General features: G+C 57.1%; 13 protein-coding genes. 7 read left to right on the top strand and 6 right to left on the bottom strand.

What is annotated here, in order from left to right:
• Window positions 1-701: 701 nt before the first annotated feature.
• Window positions 702-1,646: a class I SAM-dependent methyltransferase gene (locus ABVQ20_RS12510; protein WP_354459802.1), complete on the bottom strand. Its 945-nt coding sequence runs from the start codon at window positions 1,644-1,646 to the stop codon at window positions 702-704.
• A 613-nt stretch (window positions 1,647-2,259) separates the two neighbouring features.
• Between ABVQ20_RS12510 and ABVQ20_RS12505 the strand changes: the two genes are divergently transcribed.
• Window positions 2,260-5,040, top strand: a complete 2,781-nt coding sequence (locus tag ABVQ20_RS12505) for a methyltransferase domain-containing protein (RefSeq protein ID WP_354459801.1) — start codon at window positions 2,260-2,262, stop codon at window positions 5,038-5,040.
• A 117-nt stretch (window positions 5,041-5,157) separates the two neighbouring features.
• Here the strand turns inward: ABVQ20_RS12505 and ABVQ20_RS12500 are convergent, their stop codons facing one another.
• Genes ABVQ20_RS12500 through ABVQ20_RS12490 form a run of 3 tightly spaced genes read right to left on the bottom strand, consistent with a single transcriptional unit; the run spans window position 5,158 to window position 7,478 of the window.
• Window positions 5,158-5,958, bottom strand: coding sequence for a sulfotransferase family 2 domain-containing protein (locus tag ABVQ20_RS12500; protein WP_354459800.1), 801 nt, complete (start codon window positions 5,956-5,958; stop codon window positions 5,158-5,160).
• A 7-nt stretch (window positions 5,959-5,965) separates the two neighbouring features.
• Complete coding sequence (locus tag ABVQ20_RS12495) at window positions 5,966-6,679, bottom strand: ABC transporter ATP-binding protein (RefSeq protein ID WP_354459799.1); 714 nt, start codon at window positions 6,677-6,679, stop codon at window positions 5,966-5,968.
• A gap of 7 nt (window positions 6,680-6,686) precedes the next feature.
• Window positions 6,687-7,478 carry an ABC transporter permease gene (locus ABVQ20_RS12490; RefSeq protein WP_354459798.1) on the bottom strand — a complete coding sequence of 264 codons (792 nt, stop codon included), beginning with the start codon at window positions 7,476-7,478 and terminating at the stop codon, window positions 6,687-6,689.
• A gap of 454 nt (window positions 7,479-7,932) precedes the next feature.
• On the opposite strand from ABVQ20_RS12490, the gene ABVQ20_RS12485 reads away from it, so the two are divergent.
• From ABVQ20_RS12485 to ABVQ20_RS12475, 3 genes are all read left to right on the top strand, one after another.
• The gene (locus ABVQ20_RS12485) at window positions 7,933-9,921 is read left to right on the top strand and encodes an SDR family NAD(P)-dependent oxidoreductase (RefSeq protein ID WP_354459797.1); all 1,989 of its coding nucleotides are present in this window, start codon (window positions 7,933-7,935) and stop codon (window positions 9,919-9,921) included.
• Window positions 9,922-10,008: 87 nt separating this feature from the next.
• Window positions 10,009-10,941, top strand: coding sequence for a glycosyltransferase family 2 protein (locus ABVQ20_RS12480; RefSeq protein WP_354459796.1), 933 nt, complete (start codon window positions 10,009-10,011; stop codon window positions 10,939-10,941).
• Window positions 10,942-10,944: 3 nt separating this feature from the next.
• The gene (locus tag ABVQ20_RS12475) at window positions 10,945-11,505 is read left to right on the top strand and encodes a sugar transferase (protein ID WP_354459795.1); all 561 of its coding nucleotides are present in this window, start codon (window positions 10,945-10,947) and stop codon (window positions 11,503-11,505) included.
• Here ABVQ20_RS12475 and ABVQ20_RS12470 read toward each other — a convergent pair.
• Window positions 11,493-12,446, bottom strand: a complete 954-nt coding sequence (locus ABVQ20_RS12470) for an NAD-dependent epimerase/dehydratase family protein (RefSeq protein WP_354459794.1) — start codon at window positions 12,444-12,446, stop codon at window positions 11,493-11,495. The two genes, ABVQ20_RS12475 and ABVQ20_RS12470, sit on opposite strands and share 13 nt — an antisense overlap.
• A 16-nt stretch (window positions 12,447-12,462) precedes the next feature.
• On the bottom strand, window positions 12,463-13,746 hold the full coding sequence (locus ABVQ20_RS12465; protein WP_354459793.1) for an O-antigen ligase family protein: 1,284 nt from the start codon (window positions 13,744-13,746) through the stop codon (window positions 12,463-12,465).
• A gap of 500 nt (window positions 13,747-14,246) precedes the next feature.
• Between ABVQ20_RS12465 and cysD the strand changes: the two genes are divergently transcribed.
• From cysD to cysQ, 3 genes are read left to right on the top strand one after another with little or no spacing between them, the layout of a single operon-like run.
• Window positions 14,247-15,152: a sulfate adenylyltransferase subunit CysD gene (gene cysD, locus ABVQ20_RS12460; RefSeq protein ID WP_354459792.1), complete on the top strand. Its 906-nt coding sequence runs from the start codon at window positions 14,247-14,249 to the stop codon at window positions 15,150-15,152.
• 2 nt (window positions 15,153-15,154) lie between these two features.
• The gene (cysN, locus tag ABVQ20_RS12455; protein WP_354459791.1) at window positions 15,155-17,092 is read left to right on the top strand and encodes a sulfate adenylyltransferase subunit CysN; all 1,938 of its coding nucleotides are present in this window, start codon (window positions 15,155-15,157) and stop codon (window positions 17,090-17,092) included.
• A 10-nt stretch (window positions 17,093-17,102) separates the two neighbouring features.
• Window positions 17,103-17,894 carry a 3'(2'),5'-bisphosphate nucleotidase CysQ gene (cysQ, locus tag ABVQ20_RS12450; RefSeq protein WP_354459790.1) on the top strand — a complete coding sequence of 264 codons (792 nt, stop codon included), beginning with the start codon at window positions 17,103-17,105 and terminating at the stop codon, window positions 17,892-17,894.
• Window positions 17,895-17,927: the final 33 nt, after the last annotated feature.

Genomic DNA, 17,927 nt, shown 5'->3' with positions numbered 1-17,927 from the left:
GCAACTTAAGGCGCGGCGCCTGATCAATCCAGCAGCGCCTCCCTTGGGATCTTTTCACCGCTCCAGAAGCCGTTCGAAAAAGTACCAGGCCGAGGTAGCCAATCGCGGATAACGTCGGGCCAGGTGGCTCAAAAACCTTGCCGTTCTCCAGCTTTTCGAAGCATCGATCGCTTCCAGCCGGCTTGCTTTGTCATTGATGATAGAGCCGAATTCTCGGGCCTGGACTTTCCTTACAGTGCCTGATGGGTCGAAGCAAAGTCGTCCCGCCAGCACCGACCAATACACCTGCTCGAAGCGTATCACGCTGCGACCGATCGAGAATCCAGATCGACCACAGCTTTGCGTCAAACTTGCTCTGGCAGTGCTGCTCTGTATCGCGGTGATATTATCATCTTGGTGCGGAAAACCATATCCAATCGGCCGATCGAGCCAACGAGACCAACGTTGTCGAATCTACTGACTGGACAATTCGACCCTCTATATTTGGGTTGGCTTGGCGACGAGAGACGCAACGTGGACCCCGAGCAATCAGCTGGATCGCCACGCTATTCGATGCGGCAGTTGCGCAGGCATCTTGCCCCGTGCCTAGGTGTCTCGATCTCTTGTTCCGCTTGGCTGTGGAGCATGCGTTGCGGTTGTCAGGCGGCTCAATGGCATCTTTGACCAACCGAACGGCTGAACCGCTAGCGCATGGCGCCGTCTCACGCGGATGCGATTGGATGATCGCCTATTACCTCATACCAGAGGCTCTGCCCGCCGGGCTCGAACTTGCCGTTCATGAGGTTTTGGAGAGCCTCGGGGCGCTGCTTCCGCAGAAGCGCATTGGCCAAGAGCACCTTGTAGCGGGCTCGATTATGGAGGTGAGCCATTAGGATGTATTGTTCGCCCCAGTTCATCCTGCTCAGCGTCAAGTTGGCCTTCGGCGCTGCAAATGGCAGGCTAACGTCGTGCGCGTGCACCAGCGTTCCAGCCGGCAAATAAGGTAGAATATTCAGATAGAAAAACACCGTATCACTACCAGACTTGATGGTATGAGATCCGTCATAGAAAACGAAATCACCGGGAACGACCGTATCGCGGAAGAAGCTTGGAGGGACCGATTGGACCGGCCTTCGAATAAATTCGACGCCTGGCAAGTTTGTGATCTCGGCGCGGGGCTCCGGATCGATGCAGATGATTCGGCCGCCGCCAGCCACTCCGAGTGCCTCACTCGATAGCCGAGTACTGTGCCCAGATCCGATCTCAATAATCGTTTTCGGACGGCGCGCTACAACTAGCGCAAAGAGCGCAGCAGCGTCTGAGTAGCTGAACTGATCATTTTTCCAAAAGAAACGTGAGCTGCCATCGTCGCCCAGAGCCGGGTTGAATTCTGTCAAGAACGGCGACAGCGACTGGGCAAAGGCAGCCATCTGGTCGACGTCAAAAATCAAGGGATCGTCATATACCGGAAGCTGTGCGCCGGCCTCATCGTACTCGAAGGATCGGTTGATCTCGGCAATCGTTGGAGATTCGGAATAGAAGTCGGCCCTGGTCAAATTGACGCCGCTGCCTTCCAATAGAGACCTGGTTCGCTCATCCGCCCATAAGTATTTTGACGCCAAACGCCGAAGCGTCTCGATCTCTTGGGAAACAGTTAATTCAGTCATCGGCGGCTAAGCCGATGAAGGCCGGCATGGGCCAAGCTGATTGCTGCAAAGATGCAATGATTGTGGTCGCGTTGCTTGCACTGATTGTCATGGTCGAATTTCATACCATCTCACCAATGAATGCTACCATAGGATTCAGCTTTCAAGGATCTGTTGCCTGTTTGTACGCATGTGCCAGTCCCTACGTTGGCAGCTAGCGGCCTTGTGCATGTTTAGTGCAGTCGTTATGATATGCAAAACGCTCTAGATAAGAATGCCTTGGAGTCCAGCCTCCTATCACCTATTCAAATGAGGCTGGCCCTGCAAGCGATCTATCAGCCCAATTGTGCCGAAGGTCTTCTTGGTTGCGCTCGACGAGCTTGCTCGGAGCGGCGCAACTGATGCATGTTGATCATGCTTCACATTTATCGACAGTGCGGACCGTGAGGGATTTCGTGTGTTGGCGGGTGGCTGAACACAATACCGCCACTGTCATCGAGTGGCTGGAACCGGACTGCGGAGAGTCGCGTGAATGGCGCCCTCCACTGCGCTACGATGGCGCTGCCATATCTGGTTCTTAGCCGCCTTGTGGGTGTTCTCATCTCAGGTATTTCTTCGAGAGTGCAATCATAACATGTCCGAGACGACCCCCCCTATGGCCTTTACCGGTGAACGTTTTGTCCCGGAAGAGCAGGGCAATATCGAGTTAGAACACCTGCACCGCTATCTAATGGCGGCAAACCTCGTTGCCGGAAAGGTCGTTCTCGATATCGCCTGTGGCGAAGGGTACGGTAGCGATCTGATGGCTACGAAAGCGCGCCGTGTGATCGGTGTCGATCTCTCGGCTGAGGCAGTAGAACACGCGCAGCTTCGGTACAAGCGCGACAATCTCCAATTCAAGCATGGAGACTGTGCCAATATCCCACTCCCAGATCATTCGATCGACGTTATCGTGAGCTTTGAGACAATAGAGCACCATGACCAGCACGAGGAATCTTTCCGAGAGTTCAAGCGAGTCCTCAAGCCGGGTGGTTCTTTGCTGATTTCCAGCCCGGACAAAAAGTATTATTCGGATAGACGGAATTTCGTGAATAAATACCACGTCAAGGAATTGTATGAGCATGAATTCAAGCGCCTCGTCGCGCGACATTTCCGAACCGTCAGCTTCTACTCCCAGAGAATAGTATTCGGGTCGCTGCTGCTTCCGCTATCCTCTGCGGCGCCAGCTCGGAGTTACATTTACGCCAACAAGGAAATCGCCACAGCTCCAGGCGTGTATGAACCTTTGTATCTTCTGGCTCTGGCATCCGACGAAGAGATCAGTTCGCTCGAGGCTAGCGTGCTGGAGCAGCCGATCAACGATACCGAGATCATTCGATCGTGGGAACAGGTGATGGCTGAACGTGACGCCGAGGTAGATCACCTTCGACTGCAGGTCAAGATCAGCAAGGAGGCGTTGCAAAACAAACAGCATGAAAATCAGGATTTGCTGCAGAGACTTTCGGATTCGGAGCGTCAAATAGAAGTTGAAAGGCGGAATCTTACCGAAGAGGCTGGTGTGCTTCGCCGTATAAACAGCGAATTGACGTTTCAAAATCAGAGAATGTCAGACTCAAAATCTTGGAGAATTACAGCGCCGCTGCGAGAAGTGAATGGAAACATTCATCGATTGGTGCCGAAGATGCTTGGCATATCCGGCGGGCACGACCTCAGTCTGCAGATGGGCATGAAGAATGCACTTCGGTATCTGTTCCGTGGTGATTTCCGAGGGCTCATCGGTCGGGTGCGGAGCTACCGTCGGCAGGCGCGGGCAATGGAGGCGCATAGCAAGCTTGGACAGACGGGTACCGTTTGGGGCATCCTGACCACACCGCATACGGTTTTCATCGCTCATTGTATCTCGGAGCGTTTGGCCGCCCATGGCATTGCGAGCGAGGTCCTGACGTCCCCGCCAGCAGTATTCTCACATGATTTCTATGTCGTTCTCTGCGCGCAAATGTTTGATCGCTTGCCTCCGGGTGAAAAGCGGGTCTTGTTCCAATTGGAGCAGTCAGTAAGCTCACGCTGGTTCACGAATGATTACCTGGCGGCACTTGAGGAATCTGTTGCGGTGCTCGATTACTCTCTTGTTAACATCGAGTTCTTGGTGGAAAAGGGGATCGCTTACCCGCATGTGTTCTATCTACCGATCGGTACATCGCTTGATCGCCCCAATGTGATAGCGCTGGCGGAGAAGAAATATGATTTCCTATTCTATGGCGATTACTATAGCTCTCCAAGGCGCGAGAAGATGCTTGAGGTGTTGAAGCAGCATTTCAACGTCAAGCTATGCAATGACGTCTTTGGCGAGGATATGCATGCGCTGATCCGCAAGGCGCGTGCCGTCGTCAACATCCACTATTACGAGAATGCTCTTCTCGAGATGCCGCGTATCCAAGAGTGCCTCTCGCAGGGCGTTCCAGTTATCTCCGAGGAAGCGCAGGACCAGGACGACTACCCGGAGTTGCGCGGAGCGGTCCAGTTCTTCAAGCAAAATTCCACCGAAGACATGCTTCGTGCCTGCCGTGAATTCTTGAAAAGCAGCGAAGGGACAACACGAAGGGTTGCTCAGTCCGTGGAGGCCAGCGGGCATCGGTTCACTTTCATGCTGGATCGCTTCCTGGTAGCGATTGGCGTACTTCCAGCAGATTCGGCGTTGAAGAAAGCTATCTATCTGCCTGCGGAAAAACGTCAGATAGCGCTTTCCATGCCGGAAACAATCAAGCGGCGGCGCATGTTTGTCAGCGAGAAGCCGGACAACTGCGCCTTGTTCGACGGCATCAGGAACGTTAGAGGCTGGATCGGTTGCGGATCAAGCTATAGTGCCCTTGCGAGGCATGCTCGCGCTGCCAATGCCAGGGATCTGATCGTTTTCGAAGACGATGTTCTGTTCCGCGAGGATCACGCTGCGAGGATGGAGACGATCGAGAAGTACCTCGAGGCAACGGATCATTGGGACATCTTCTCCGGTATGATTGCCTCAGCCCATCCGAACACAAGGGTGTTTGGTGTCGAGGAACGAGGCGGCATGACCTTTGTCAAGCTCGACCGCATGACGAGCATGGTGTTCAACATCTACAACCGCCGCGCTATCCGTCTTCTGTCTGATTGGGATCCGAACAATACGGATGTCGACACGAATGCCATCGACCGTTATCTGGAGAATCAGGAGGATCTGCGTGTCGTTGTCACGCTACCCTTCCTTGTCGGTCACCGGGAGGACGTCTCTTCGACACTCTGGGGTTTCCAGAATGACCGCTACTCAAATATGATTATCGAGGCGGAGGAGACAATTCGAGCGCTGGCTGATCGTTGGCTCGCGGAACAGGGAAGAGAATCCGCCATCTCTGTAGACCAGGAGATAAGCGCCCTGTGAAAATGTAAACGGATACTGCCCAAGACATGACGCAAAGTAGGTGGGGAGCGGCAGTCGATAAGTGGCTCACGACAAAAGTAGTCGGTATGGTAGGTGCGCCTGGCCGTTATTAGGCGACTACGAAACCCTCTCGTACCCGAGAAGCTCAAAATCGTTTCTGAACATTTCATTTATCCTGCCAATCGCACGGTGAGACATTTTTGAAATATACCTGTACCCGTGCTTGTCGGTAATTGATAAATCTGTAACATTTCCATTTATCCGCGCGGGCGTACCCAAACCGGTGAATTGACAAAAGCGGCCAAAATCCTCCTCGAACGTCTCCACCTTTCCTATGAAGTCTACATATTGCTCTTCATCAAAATGTGTCCAATAGGTGGCTGGGTGTAGCGGCATATTGGTATTACGCCCGACATCGATTACTTCATATTCTGGTATAAGCATAATCCATTTATTAAAATCATAGCCTGAGTCAATAATGCGCTTATGGTTCTCGCATAACTGGCATTTTACAAGCTCCCTTATCCATTCATGTTCATACTCGGCTTGCGGTTGATTGGCGATGTCTCGTTGTATTTGCTTGAATCCCGAATATGCCCTGTCGTAAGGGTTTCGTACAAAAGAGGCAGTTATGTAGCCTAGATGACTTTCCGGAAGGGATTTGAATTCTGCTACTGTTATGTGTTGATGGACCACTCTTTTTAGATATGTGTTAAAATAAAAGAAACGACTATATCTGCTTTCGTTGTAAATCTGGAGCCTGTCGTTGCAGGTGGAACTCGCGGTCTTCCACGGTGAAAACAACACAAATCTGTGCGCGTGAGATATAATCATTGCCGTGTACTCTGGGAGAACCTTTGCAGCAGCCGCCTTCAGGCAGTTGCCCTCGTCGCCGCCATATTCGGGATAGCGGCACAAGCATGTGTCAAAGCAATTGATTCGTCAGTGATTCCACCCGGCCTCCATTGAGTGTAAGTCTTTTCGTGCATACGCTTTGTATCAGAGCCTCACTATGGCTCGCCAGGACAATGATGCCTGCCTTTTCGGCGAGTTCATCCATGCGCCTTTTGGCCTTGTCCTGAAAAGAGGCGTCGCCAGCGCCGATCCACTCGTCCATCAGCAGGATCTCCGGGTCGAGCGCGGTCGCGGTTGAAAAAGCGAGGCGCGCGGCCATGCCCTGGCTGTAGGCCTTGAACGGCAGGTCGATGAAGTCGCCGAGTTCGCTGAAGGCAATGATGTCCTCGATCTTCTCTTCAATCTCGGCTTCTGTCCATCCGCTGATCAGGCCACGCAGCACGATGTTCCTGCGTCCGGTTGCCTCACGGCGAAAGCCTATATTGATGTTGAACAGGGCATCGACCTTGCCCTTGATCGCCACGCTTCCACCCGATGGCTCGTAGATCCCATAGAGCACCTTGAGAAGGGTGGTTTTGCCGGCTCCGTTCGGGCCGACCAGGCCGAGGCGGTCTCCCGCCTTCAATTCGAAGCTGATGCCGTCGAGAGCTTGCACGAACTGCTGTCTGCCGGAGCCGCCAATTTTGCCGCCTGGCCCAGCCACGCGCCGATCCGGCGCGGAAAGCGTGAGCTTCTCGTGCAGCTTGTAAGCAAGGCTAACGTTGTCCAGCTTGATAGAAACCATTTAAAACTCAGATGAGGAAGACGATCTGCTTGCGGTACCGGCCAAGCAGAAGCAATGCAATCACCCATGCAGCCAAGGACACAATGATCGTCACAGTGAAAGCATGAGCCGGCAATTCTCCGTTCATGATCGGCAACCGCACGATCTCCAGAAAATAGGTGAACGGGTTCCAGTGATAAGCATATTTCTGTATTCCATCTTGCCCGTTGTACACCCAGAAAACGGGCGTGAAGAACATGCCCACTCGCAATAAATTGCCGACAATGAATTGGCTGTCGGGAAAGAAGGCGCCCAGAAACGCGAAAACAGTGATCAGTGCGGGCGTTACCAGCAATATCAGGAGCAATCCTGCGAGCGACCATAGCCAAGGGGAGGTGACTGGCGTGCCGCTCAAGACCAGAATGGCGACACAACCCATGATCGCATAGCCTGCGCGAATCACCGATTGCAGTGCGAGCCGCATCACATACACGAACAAGGGCAGCGTGGTGCCTTCGATGAAGCTCTCTTCGCGCTGAAACAGCGACACGCTCGCCGACATCACTTCCATCAGGTAGAACCACACCAGAAGCCCGATGGAGACATAGGCCGCATAGCCCGTGGCGTCCTTGCCAGCCGGCTGGAATACGAAAACGAACGTGCCCACGAACGCAACATAGTTGACCAGCAGCCAAAGCGGGCCAAGCGTTGTACGTCTGTGCTGGTCCCCGATGTCCTCATGGGCAAGCGCAATCCAGACCCGGTGCAGCCTCATAGCCCTGCTGATGTCGTCGATGGCGCCATTTATCGCGGCAATCATAGTTCTTGGTATCGCAATTGTTGTTCCCAATCTTTGGTGCGCAGGCTTCCAACGGAAGGCCCTTGACGCTATCGACGACCATCAAACCCGACGATTCATAACCATTGAGTTGCGCATAAGGCAACATACCGCGTCGCGATGGAGCGACGAGAGCAGGTTTTGCAGCGTGCCGCGCCACCTTCTCGTTTTGATCCGCTTACGCCTGTGCCGAACCAGTGTTTATTAGAATTTATTATAAAGAGCGTGGATTTCCTTGGTCGAGCAAGAGCAACCACCCAACACCCTAACCAATTCCGGTTGGAAAAAAATATCTGGCGATGACCGCGGCTCCGCAGTATGCGATACAGACGGTGGGGGCCGGGGAATTGGTACGATAGATTGACGTGATCGAACAGGATTCGATCACGGGCACGCTAACGGCCATGTTCTCGAGTCCGGAGTCTAGTGCCGCCCAATGGATTCATACCTGAAAGTCATGTTCGGACTTCGCCCGGATATGCGGCGTGCCTTCATCATGGTCCAGGACATCGTCATGGTCCTGATCGCGGTGGCGCTCAGTCTTGTGCTGTCAAGGTCGAATCTGTCGTTTGAAACGCTGTCTTATGCGGGGCTGGTGAGTTGGGTAACCATCGCGCTCATCAGCCATCTGCTGTTCAGATATTGCGGACTCTACAACACGGTCTGGCGCTTTGCTTCGACGCCAGACTTCTTCAACATCCTGAAAAGTTGCGGCATTCTCACGCTCGTCCTGTATGCCGTCTCCCTTACGGTCCGTTTTTTCCATCCTGTGGCGGGCCTCAACGAGCGTCAGTTCATCGTCTTTTTTCTCGTCTCGTTCACGATCATATCCGGGCCTAGACTTTTCTACCGGTTCCTTCGCGACGGAGCGAGCTGGAGAATCCTGCGCCGAAGGGCTGATCAGACACCGATCAAGCAGGCGCTGTTCGTTGGCCGGCTTGGCGAGGCCGACCTGATCATCCGTTTCACGCGAACGGTGGAGCCTGCTGAGTATCTCATCGCGGGCATCATGGCGATCGACCACAGGGCGCCCTTGGGCCACAGGATCCAGGGGGTTCCGGTGGTGGCGGTGCGGCCAAGGTTGATGGAAGTCCTCGAGGACTATGCAAACGGTACCAAAAGCCTCGACATGCTGATTTTCGGCAATGGCGCGGAACGGGAGATCGAGGAGTATTCGGAACTCGTGCGCGTGGCCCGGCATAGCGGCATAGCGGTTGTGCAATTCTCCGGCTTTTCCGAACTGGGGCAGGGCGGAAGGCTTGTGCTTGATGCCGTCGAGATGGAAACCATCCTGCGCCGCCCCGCGGTGCCGTCCGACATCGAACGTATCGGCGCCTTCGTCGCGGGCAAGCGGGTTCTGGTGACGGGTGGGGCCGGCTCGATCGGGCGCACCCTGGTCAAGCGGTCACTGGAACTGGGCGCCGAAGCGGTGCTGGTCGCTGACAATTCCGAGTTCGGCATCTTCCAGTTGAGCCAGTATATCGACGAGAAGGACCATGCGCGCCTCAAGGTCCGTATCGTCGACGTGGCGAACCGGCAGCAGATGACACGGGTGATCGGCGAGTTCAAACCATCCATCGTCTTTCATGCCGCCGCGCTCAAGCACGTCCCTCTGCTTGAGGAAAATTGGGAATCGGCGATCCAGACAAACGTTTTCGGAACGCTTGTCTGCGCCGAAGTGGCTGCAAAATGCGGTGTTCCACAGTTCGTGCTGGTTTCGAGCGACAAGGCGGTGGACCCGACATCCGTGCTCGGCATGACAAAGCGAGCGGCTGAGCAGATCGTCAGTTCCTTGCATGAGACGCACGCCATAGGAGCAAATGGCCACCGCTCTGGCACCAGATTCTTCGCCGTGCGGTTCGGCAACGTCTTTGGCAGCAACGGGTCGGTCGCCACTATCTTCCAGTCGCAGATCGAGGCCGGCGGTCCCCTCACCATAACGGACCGACGCATGACGCGTTACTTCATGACGCTGGTCGAAGCCGTCGATCTCGTCATCATGTCCGCGGCCGATGCAGCCGCGCGCGAGGGCAAGGAAGACTATGCCATCTACATGCTCGACATGGGCAAGCCGGTGCCGATCCTGGAAGTCGCCGAGACGATGATCCGCATGGCCGGAAAGAGCCCCTACACCGACATTCCAATCCGATTCACCGGCATCCGGCCGGGCGAGAAGTTGCATGAGACACTGCGCGGTGAAAATGAAGAGGTTGTTGAACTCGAAATATCGAAGATATTCGGCTTGAGAATGGATGTCGCCGAATGGCCAAGGGTGGAGGCAGCGCTTACCGCGCTGCAAACAGCCATGAAGAGCCAGGACAAGGCTCTGTCGCTTGCCGTGATGGCGGGCCTTCACCAGCCGGAGGCATTTCCGGCCGATGTTGATCACGTTCTCACCGCGAAAATAATTGGACAGGCCCGGTAGGGCCGGGCTCTCGAGTTCTGACGACCCTTGTTAGACTGATCGAAACCATCCATGGCTGCTCTCAGCCATTCGCAGGGTTCATAGCTCGTGGGCAAACTGGATCAGCGCATCGCCATCTTGATGGGCACGAAGGACGGCGCGGCTTTCATCGATGAACAGCTCGCATCCCTGCTTGCGCAATCGCAGCCTCTCATCGATCTGTGGATTTCCGACGACGGTTCGGCGGACGGTACGACCGCCATCGTCAAGGCATGGCAAGCTCGCTGGCCTAAGGGTCGATTGACCCTGGTGGACGGCCCGCGGCAGGGCTTTGCCGCCAATTTCCGGTCGATGATCATCGATCCACGGATCGATGCCGACTACTATGCCTTTTGCGACCAGGACGACATCTGGGAGCCGGACAGGCTCGACACTGCCTTGCGTTGGATGCGGACCCGTGATGCCGATATGCCGCTTATGTTCTGCTCGCGGACCGCAACCATATCCAAGTCGGGGCGCGTCATCGGCTGTTCTCCATTGTTCCAGCGGCCTCCTTCATTTCGCAATGCCCTGGTGCAGAGCATTGCTGGCGGCAACACCATCATGATCAACCGAGCGGCACGCCAATTGCTGGCCAGGGCGTCAGTGCGAACGCAATTTGTCAGCCATGACTGGTGGGCCTATCTCATCGTGACGGCTTCCGGCGGTGTCGTTCATTACGATCCCAGGCCGCTGGTGCGTTACCGGCAGCATGAGAGGAATCTGGTCGGAGCCAACGTTTCGTGGAAGGCGCGGATCTCCAGGCTTGGGCGCCTACTGAAAGGCGAGTTCGCCAGCTGGACCGACGACAATCTCAGCGGCCTTGCCGTCAATCGCGATCTTCTTGCCGCGGATTCTGCTGTTTGCCTCGATCTGTTCATGGAATCGCGAAAAGGCGGTCCTCTCCGCCGGCTGAGCTACCTGCGCCGAAGCGGCGTCTATCGACAGACGCTATCGGGGACGCTGGGGCTTTACCTCGCAATCATCTGGGGCCGCGTCTAGGCCATGTCGGTGATATCTTCCGGCCATGGCGGACCAAAGCGAGCCTTCGACCTCGCAGGGGCGGCGCTGCTGCTGCTGGTGACCTCGCCAGTCTTGGTGATTGCCGTCCTTGCTGTCAGGGCTTCTTCGCCGGGGCCGGCGCTCTTCTCGCAAACCCGGGTTGGACGCGATGGTGCGCTGTTTCGCTGCCACAAGCTCAGAACCATGTATCTGGGAACACCGTCCCTACCCACGCACGAGGCGCCGGCAAATGCGGTGACCTCGGTTGGAAGGGTCCTGCGTGCCTACAAGCTCGATGAACTGCCGCAACTCTGCAACGTCTTGAAAGGCGAGATGAGCCTGGTCGGTCCCCGTCCATGTCTGCCGACGCAGACGGAGTTGATCGAATGTCGCGCGGAGCTGGGTGTGCTATCAGCACCTCCCGGCATAACCGGCTTGGCCCAGATCCAGGGCATCGACATGTCGACCCCGAGGCTCCTTGCCGAAACCGATGCCGAATATCTGAAGACGGCTTCGATCGGATCTGACCTTCGGATTCTGCTCCGAACGATCTACAGGGGCTGAGCCTGCCCGAGTTTGGCCAGCCGCGCCATTTCCGTCAGCCGACCGGTCGTATCGGCCTCCGGCGTCCAACCCTCCGACATGAGTAGGGATGGATCGCATATCTGCGTCGCCGTCATCCTATCCCATGCTTTGCCTTTGCCCAACAGGGATGCCGCCCGTCGCATCAGCGCGGCCGGGATAGGTAAAAGGCGCAAGGGGCGCCCAAAACCTCGCCTGAGAGCTTCGATGATGGTTGTGATGGGAATAGCAGGCAGATCGCTGGCGAAGTAGACCGGGCGAAGCGGGACAGGGCTGGTCAGCAAGTGCAGCACCGCCCCGGCCGCGGCCTCGCGCGCGATGAGCGAGCGGACACCTGAAAAGGCGGCGGCCGGCAGGGGCAGGGCGGTATCGGCCAGCCGCATCAGCGTAGCCAGGTTTCCCTTCATGCCCGCTCCATAGACCGGCGGCAGACGCAGCGCCGTGGCATCGGCGCGACCTGACGACGCGTAGGCCTCCAGCGCCATGATCTCTCCCTCTCGTTTCGAGCGTCCGTAGGCGCATTGCGGGGCAGGGACCGTGCGCTCATCGATCGTTCCTCTGAAATCGGCGCCGATCACCGCCCGGATGGAGGACAGGTAGATGAAGCGTCCGCTCGTCCTGATAGCCGCCGCGTGCGCCAACCGTTCGGTCAACGCGACATTGGCGGCCCGAAAGTCGGCATCCGTTGCGCTAGTCTGGTCATTGTTCAGGGCTGCGCAATGAACGACGTGCGTGATGTCCTTCATGAGCGTCAGAAAGTGCTCGGCTGGGGCGTCGGGCTCCGGCAGCCGAGCGGCATCGCCTCCAGCGCCAAGCTGTTCCGGATGGCGGGAGGCGATGCGAACGTCGATCCTGGCTTCACGCAGTTGCCGAACGACAAAGCCGCCGATGAAGCCGGTTGCGCCTGTTACCAGAACCTTCATCGTCCGACCCGGAACGCTATGGGGTCGCTGATGCGGTTGGAAGCATCCTCGTTTCCGGCAGCGCAATGGTGCGCCCGGATGCGAGATATGTCCCCGACACCAGGAAGATCATCAGCACCGAATCCAGAATGTCGTGACCGACCAGGATGCCGGTCATTCCAGCGGTGAGATAGGTGATCACCACTATGACGATCATGGTGGCGCCAAACCGCTCGATGGGGTCAATGCTGGCGCGCAGGACTTTGGCCGCATTCCGCGCGGCAACGACAAAGATCGCCGCTAGCGTCACCGCGCCAAGGATGCCCGCCTCCACCAATGCGGTGAGGAACCCATTGTGAAAATGGCTGAATCCTTCCGCCATCCCATATCGTTCCTGGAACCCTTGCAGCATGAGTGGCGTGGCCGCCCCCATTCCATGTCCAAACAGCGGCGCCTCGCGGAACGCCCTCAGTCCGATGTCCCAAAGCGCAACGCGCAATCCCAGGGCCGTGGTGTAGTCGCCGTGTGTCGCGAGCGAATTCCAGTCGGTGAACAGAAAATCCGCACGATCAATGATGACACGGAATCCAAGAACAGCGCTCACGACGGCGACCGCAGTCAGAAGTAGCAGCAGGCGAACGGCATTCTTGCCCTTGAGTGTTTGCAGGTTGATCAAGAACACGGCAATGCCAGCCATCAACAATGCCAGCCAGATGATGCGCGATCCGGAATAGATGATGGCGACGGAGCCGGCCAGCACCGCGCAGATGAGAACAACACCCCTGAGCTTTTCGATGCCTGAGACAATGCATGTCAGGCAGATCATGACGCTGAGGCAGGCGACTTCGGCAAACACGATCGCGTTTCCGGCCCCACCCTTGGCCCTTATCCCGAGCCAGTACTGCTGGATGATCGCCAGCACCAACGCGCCAAGGCAAGCGCAGATGCTGCTCACAATGATGATGCGGACCAGCGTGGTTTTCCGCGAAATGCTCCAGGTCGAATAGGAAATGGGAAAAAACAGAAAGGTAACGAGCGAAAGGAGATGCGGCGCATCCCTGACGATCGAGTTGTTGATGATGGATGCCAGGAGATTGGCCCCGCAATAGGCGTATACAGCGGCGGTCATGGCGAGCATGGGGCGATCGGCATTGAATCGCCGTCTCTTCATGGCGATGAGCAGAACGGACCACAGAGCGCCGCCGTTGAAGACAAAACTGACGGCCGATCCGACGACGGGTGAGAGGAAGCAAACAATCGAGAAGTAGATGTTCACCAGAGAAGGTGTGAACTGCTCTTTTATGGAAGAAAGCCGGCTCAATGATCTGGTTCACAATTCCGGGGATTTGCGGGACACGTTTGCATTAGCCGAAGAGAATATGGCGGCGGTCGACTTTTGCGTATATTGCGTCACGCAGTCTGCTCATTTTCAGCAGTCGGTATAGCGGCTGGACACGGGTTTCGATAGTGCGGCAAGCAGGAGCCACCATCAAAAATCGGCAGCAATATCGATCCGATCGTGACTGCGGGAGAGTGGGTTCAACGCTCGTCGGCTCTACCTGTTCAGGCAATATTTTTCCCGCTGTTTCATGGCCTTTGAGCTTTTGAGCAGGAATTTTCGGGTTTTTCGCATGGCATGGAAAATTCATTCTCCGGGCGCATGTCGACACGCTTGTCTTGCATTGTTCTGGATGGCCCCAATCTGCTAGAACGCCGTCAAGGAAATACATGTCCAGACGTGAAGCTCGACCGAGCGAAGAGAACTCGACGGTTTGAAGCAAGGTCCTTCTGCTGGATGGCACGAGAGAACGCTAACAGTCCATGACATCAGTGCTTACGCATCTTCAGCGGCTTGAAGCTGAATCCATCCACATTTTCCGCGAGGTTGCCGCGGCCTTTTCCAAGCCGGTGATGCTCTATTCGGTCGGCAAGGACTCGTCGGTGCTGATGCACCTGGCAATGAAGGCTTTTTATCCCGCCAAGCCGCCCTTTCCGTTTCTCCATGTCGACACCACTTGGAAGTTCCGGGAGATGATCGCCTTTCGTGACCAGATGGCGCAGAAGCTCGGCTTCGATCTGCTGGTCCACGTCAACGAGGATGGTGTCCGCGACAACATCAATCCGTTCGACCATGGCTCGAACACCCACACCCATGTGATGAAGACAGTGGCTCTGCGCCAGGCGCTCGACAAATACGGCTTTGACGCTGCCTTTGGCGGCGCCCGTCGCGATGAGGAAAAGTCACGCGCCAAGGAGCGCATCTTTTCCTTCCGCAACGCCCAGCATGTCTGGGACCCGAAGAATCAGCGGCCGGAGATGTGGAAGATATTCAACACGCGGATCGCGGCCGGTGAATCGATCCGGGTGTTTCCGTTGTCGAACTGGACCGAACTCGACATCTGGCAATACATCCTGCAGGAAAATATTCCGATCGTGCCGCTTTATTTCGCCAAGGAGCGGCCCGTCGTCGAACGCGATGGCATGCTTATCCTCAAGGACGACGATCGTATGCAACTGCGTCCTGGCGAGGCAGTCGAGAACCGGCTGGTGCGGTTCCGCACCCTTGGCTGCTATCCGCTGACCGGCGCGATCGAGTCCGATGCCGATACGCTTGAAGCCATCGTCGGCGAAATGCTCACCGCGCGTACCTCGGAGCGGCAAGGCCGCCTGATCGACCGCGATGAAGCAGGCTCGATGGAAAAGAAGAAGCGCGAGGGATACTTCTGAGCATGCGCCACATCATGGCCAAGAGCCTCGCCCCCACCGACGGCGTCCGCGATTATCTGGCGGCGCAGGAAAAGAAATCGTTGCTGCGTTTCCTGACCTGCGGTTCGGTAGACGACGGCAAGTCGACGCTGATCGGGCGCCTGCTTTCGGATACCAAGCAGATATTCGAGGATCAGCTCGCCGCGCTCGAGCGCGATTCGCGCAAGCATGGCACCACTGGCGACGACATCGATTTCGCGCTGCTGGTCGATGGCCTGGAGGCCGAGCGCGAGCAAGGCATCACCATCGACGTCGCCTATCGCTTCTTCGCCACGCCGAAGCGCAAGTTCATCGTTGCCGACACGCCCGGCCACGAGCAGTACACGCGTAACATGGCGACCGGCGCCTCGACAGCGGATCTGGCCATAGTGCTGATCGACGCCCGCCAGGGTGTGCTGCGCCAGACCCGGCGCCATTCGATCATCGCTTCGCTGCTTGGCATCCGCCACGTTGTTCTGGCCATCAACAAGATCGATCTCGTCGGCTTCGACAAGGCTGTCTTCGAACAGATCGTCGAGGATTACAGGCAGTTCTCGCATGAGCTCGGCTTCCAGATGATCATGCCGATACCGATGTCCGCGCGTTATGGCGATAATGTCACCAGCCGTTCCGACAAGACGCAATGGTATTCTGGCCCGACACTGATCGAGCATCTCGAAACCGTGTCGGTTGATGAAGCCATGGTTGAATTGCCGTTCCGTTTTCCGGTGCAGTATGTGAACCGCCCCAATCTCGACTTTCGCGGTTTTGCCGGCACGGTCGCCTCCGGCGCGGTTTCGCAAGGCGATGAAATCGTGGTCGCCAAATCGGGCAAGTCCTCCCGCGTCAAGCGCATCGTCTCCTATGGCGGCGACCTCAAGCAAGCGGTCGCCGGCCAGGCCATCACCCTTGTCCTGGACGACGAGGTTGAGGTGTCGCGTGGCAACATGCTGGTTTCACCGGCCGCGCGGCCGCAGGTCGCCGACCAGTTCGCCGCCAACATCGTCTGGTTTGACGAGCATGCGCTGCTGCCGGGCCGTTCCTACATCCTGCGGACGGAGACCGACCAGACCAGTGCCACCGTCACCGATCTGAAATATCGGGTCAACGTCAACGATTTTGGCCATGAGGCGGCCAAGTCGCTTGAAATGAACGAGGTCGGCATCTGCAATATCTCGACGCGGGCGCCGATCGCCTTCGACAATTTCACGGAGAACCGCACGACCGGCGCCTTCATTCTGATCGATCGCATCACCAACGCGACCGTCGGCGCCGGCATGATCCTGCATTCGCTGCGCCGCGCCGAAAACATCCACTGGCAATCGCTCGATGTCGGCAAACGCGTTCGCGCCGACATGAAAAACCAGCGGCCGGCCATATTCTGGTTCACCGGCCTTTCGGGCTCAGGCAAATCCACCATCGCCAATCTTTTCGAAAAGAAGCTCTTCGCCACTGGGCGCCACACCTACATCCTGGATGGCGACAATGTCCGCCATGGCCTCAACCGGGATCTCGGTTTCACCGATGCCGATCGCGTCGAAAACATTCGCCGCGTCGCCGAAGTTGCGCGGCTGATGGCGGATGCCGGCTTGATCGTCATCGTTTCCTTCATTTCACCGTTCAGCGCCGAGCGGCGCATGGCCCGGGAATTGATGGCCGAGGGCGAGTTCGTCGAGGTGTTCGTCGACACGCCGTTTGAAGAGTGCGCCAGGCGCGATCCGAAGGGTCTCTATGCGCGCGCGCTGAATGGCGAGATCAAGAATTTCACCGGCGTCGATTCACCTTACGAGGCCCCGGAAAAACCCGAAATCCATCTGAAAACCCTCGGCAAGTCGGCCGAAGAGATGGTAGAGGCCCTGGAACTCTGGCTGAACGAGCGCGACATTGCCGAAGACCAATACGACAGCGGCGGCGGAATCTGACGACAAGCGGATGCTAGACGTCTTCGAGCGGCTGGCCCTGGCGGCCGGGCGCGAGGTGATGCGCGTCTTCCATGCCGGCTGCGCGGTCGATCAGAAAACAGACAGTTCGCCGGTAACCGAGGCGGACCGCGAGAGTGAGAAGATCATCCTCGCCGGATTACGCGCGGCATATCCCGACATTCCATGCGTGGCCGAGGAGGAAGCATCCGCCGGCATCGTACCGCCCGACCTGGACGGGGCTTTCTTTCTGATCGACCCGCTCGACGGCACCAAGGAGTTCGTCAACCGCCGGACCGATTTCACCGTCAACATCGCGCTTGTCCGCCACGGCGTGCCGGGCGTCGGTGTCGTCTTTGCGCCGTGCACTGGTCGCTTCTTTTCCGGCCGGCCGGGCAGGGCGGAATCTCTTGAAATCAACGGCGATTACGAAATTGTTGGCCGCCGGCCGGTCTCGGTGAGAGCGGCTGTGGCGCCGCTCGCCGTCGTTGCCAGCAGGTCGCACAACACGCCCGAGACCGATGCCTATATCCGTGACCTCGGTGCCGCCGAGATCGTCTCTGTCGGCTCGTCGCTGAAATTCTGCCTTGTCGCGGGCGCTGAGGCGGACGTCTATCCGCGCTTTGGCCGCACCATGGAATGGGACACCGCGGCCGGCGATGCCGTGCTTCGGGCCGCGGGTGGCATGACACGCACGCTGGACGGCAAACCTCTAGTCTATGGCAAGCGCAACCAGAGCGATGACGCGGATTTCGCCAATCCCCACTTTATCGCCAGTGGCAAGAGCGCGGGCGTAGGCGCGTAATCTCCCCCCTTGAGGGGGAGATGTCGCCGAAGG

Origin of the sequence: Mesorhizobium shangrilense (genome assembly GCF_040537815.1) — a bacterium.
GTDB lineage: Bacteria > Pseudomonadota > Alphaproteobacteria > Rhizobiales > Rhizobiaceae > Mesorhizobium > Mesorhizobium shangrilense.
The sequence above is the reverse complement of the archived record's forward strand: the minus strand, read 5'-3'. Positions and strand labels throughout refer to the sequence as shown.

Bases quoted from the DNA above. Each gene is read 5' to 3' on its own strand.
- ABVQ20_RS12510 (WP_354459802.1), bottom strand. From the start codon at position 1,646: ATGACTGAATTAACTGTTTCCCAAGAGATCGAGACGCTTCGGCGTTTG.
- ABVQ20_RS12505 (WP_354459801.1), top strand. From the start codon at position 2,260: ATGTCCGAGACGACCCCCCCTATGGCCTTTACCGGTGAACGTTTTGTC.
- ABVQ20_RS12495 (WP_354459799.1), bottom strand. From the start codon at position 6,679: ATGGTTTCTATCAAGCTGGACAACGTTAGCCTTGCTTACAAGCTGCAC.
- ABVQ20_RS12490 (WP_354459798.1), bottom strand. From the start codon at position 7,478: ATGATTGCCGCGATAAATGGCGCCATCGACGACATCAGCAGGGCTATG.
- ABVQ20_RS12485 (WP_354459797.1), top strand. From the start codon at position 7,933: ATGGATTCATACCTGAAAGTCATGTTCGGACTTCGCCCGGATATGCGG.
- ABVQ20_RS12475 (WP_354459795.1), top strand. From the start codon at position 10,945: ATGTCGGTGATATCTTCCGGCCATGGCGGACCAAAGCGAGCCTTCGAC.
- ABVQ20_RS12470 (WP_354459794.1), bottom strand. From the start codon at position 12,446: ATGAAGGTTCTGGTAACAGGCGCAACCGGCTTCATCGGCGGCTTTGTC.
- cysD (WP_354459792.1), top strand. From the start codon at position 14,247: ATGACATCAGTGCTTACGCATCTTCAGCGGCTTGAAGCTGAATCCATC.
- cysN (WP_354459791.1), top strand. From the start codon at position 15,155: ATGCGCCACATCATGGCCAAGAGCCTCGCCCCCACCGACGGCGTCCGC.
- cysQ (WP_354459790.1), top strand. From the start codon at position 17,103: ATGCTAGACGTCTTCGAGCGGCTGGCCCTGGCGGCCGGGCGCGAGGTG.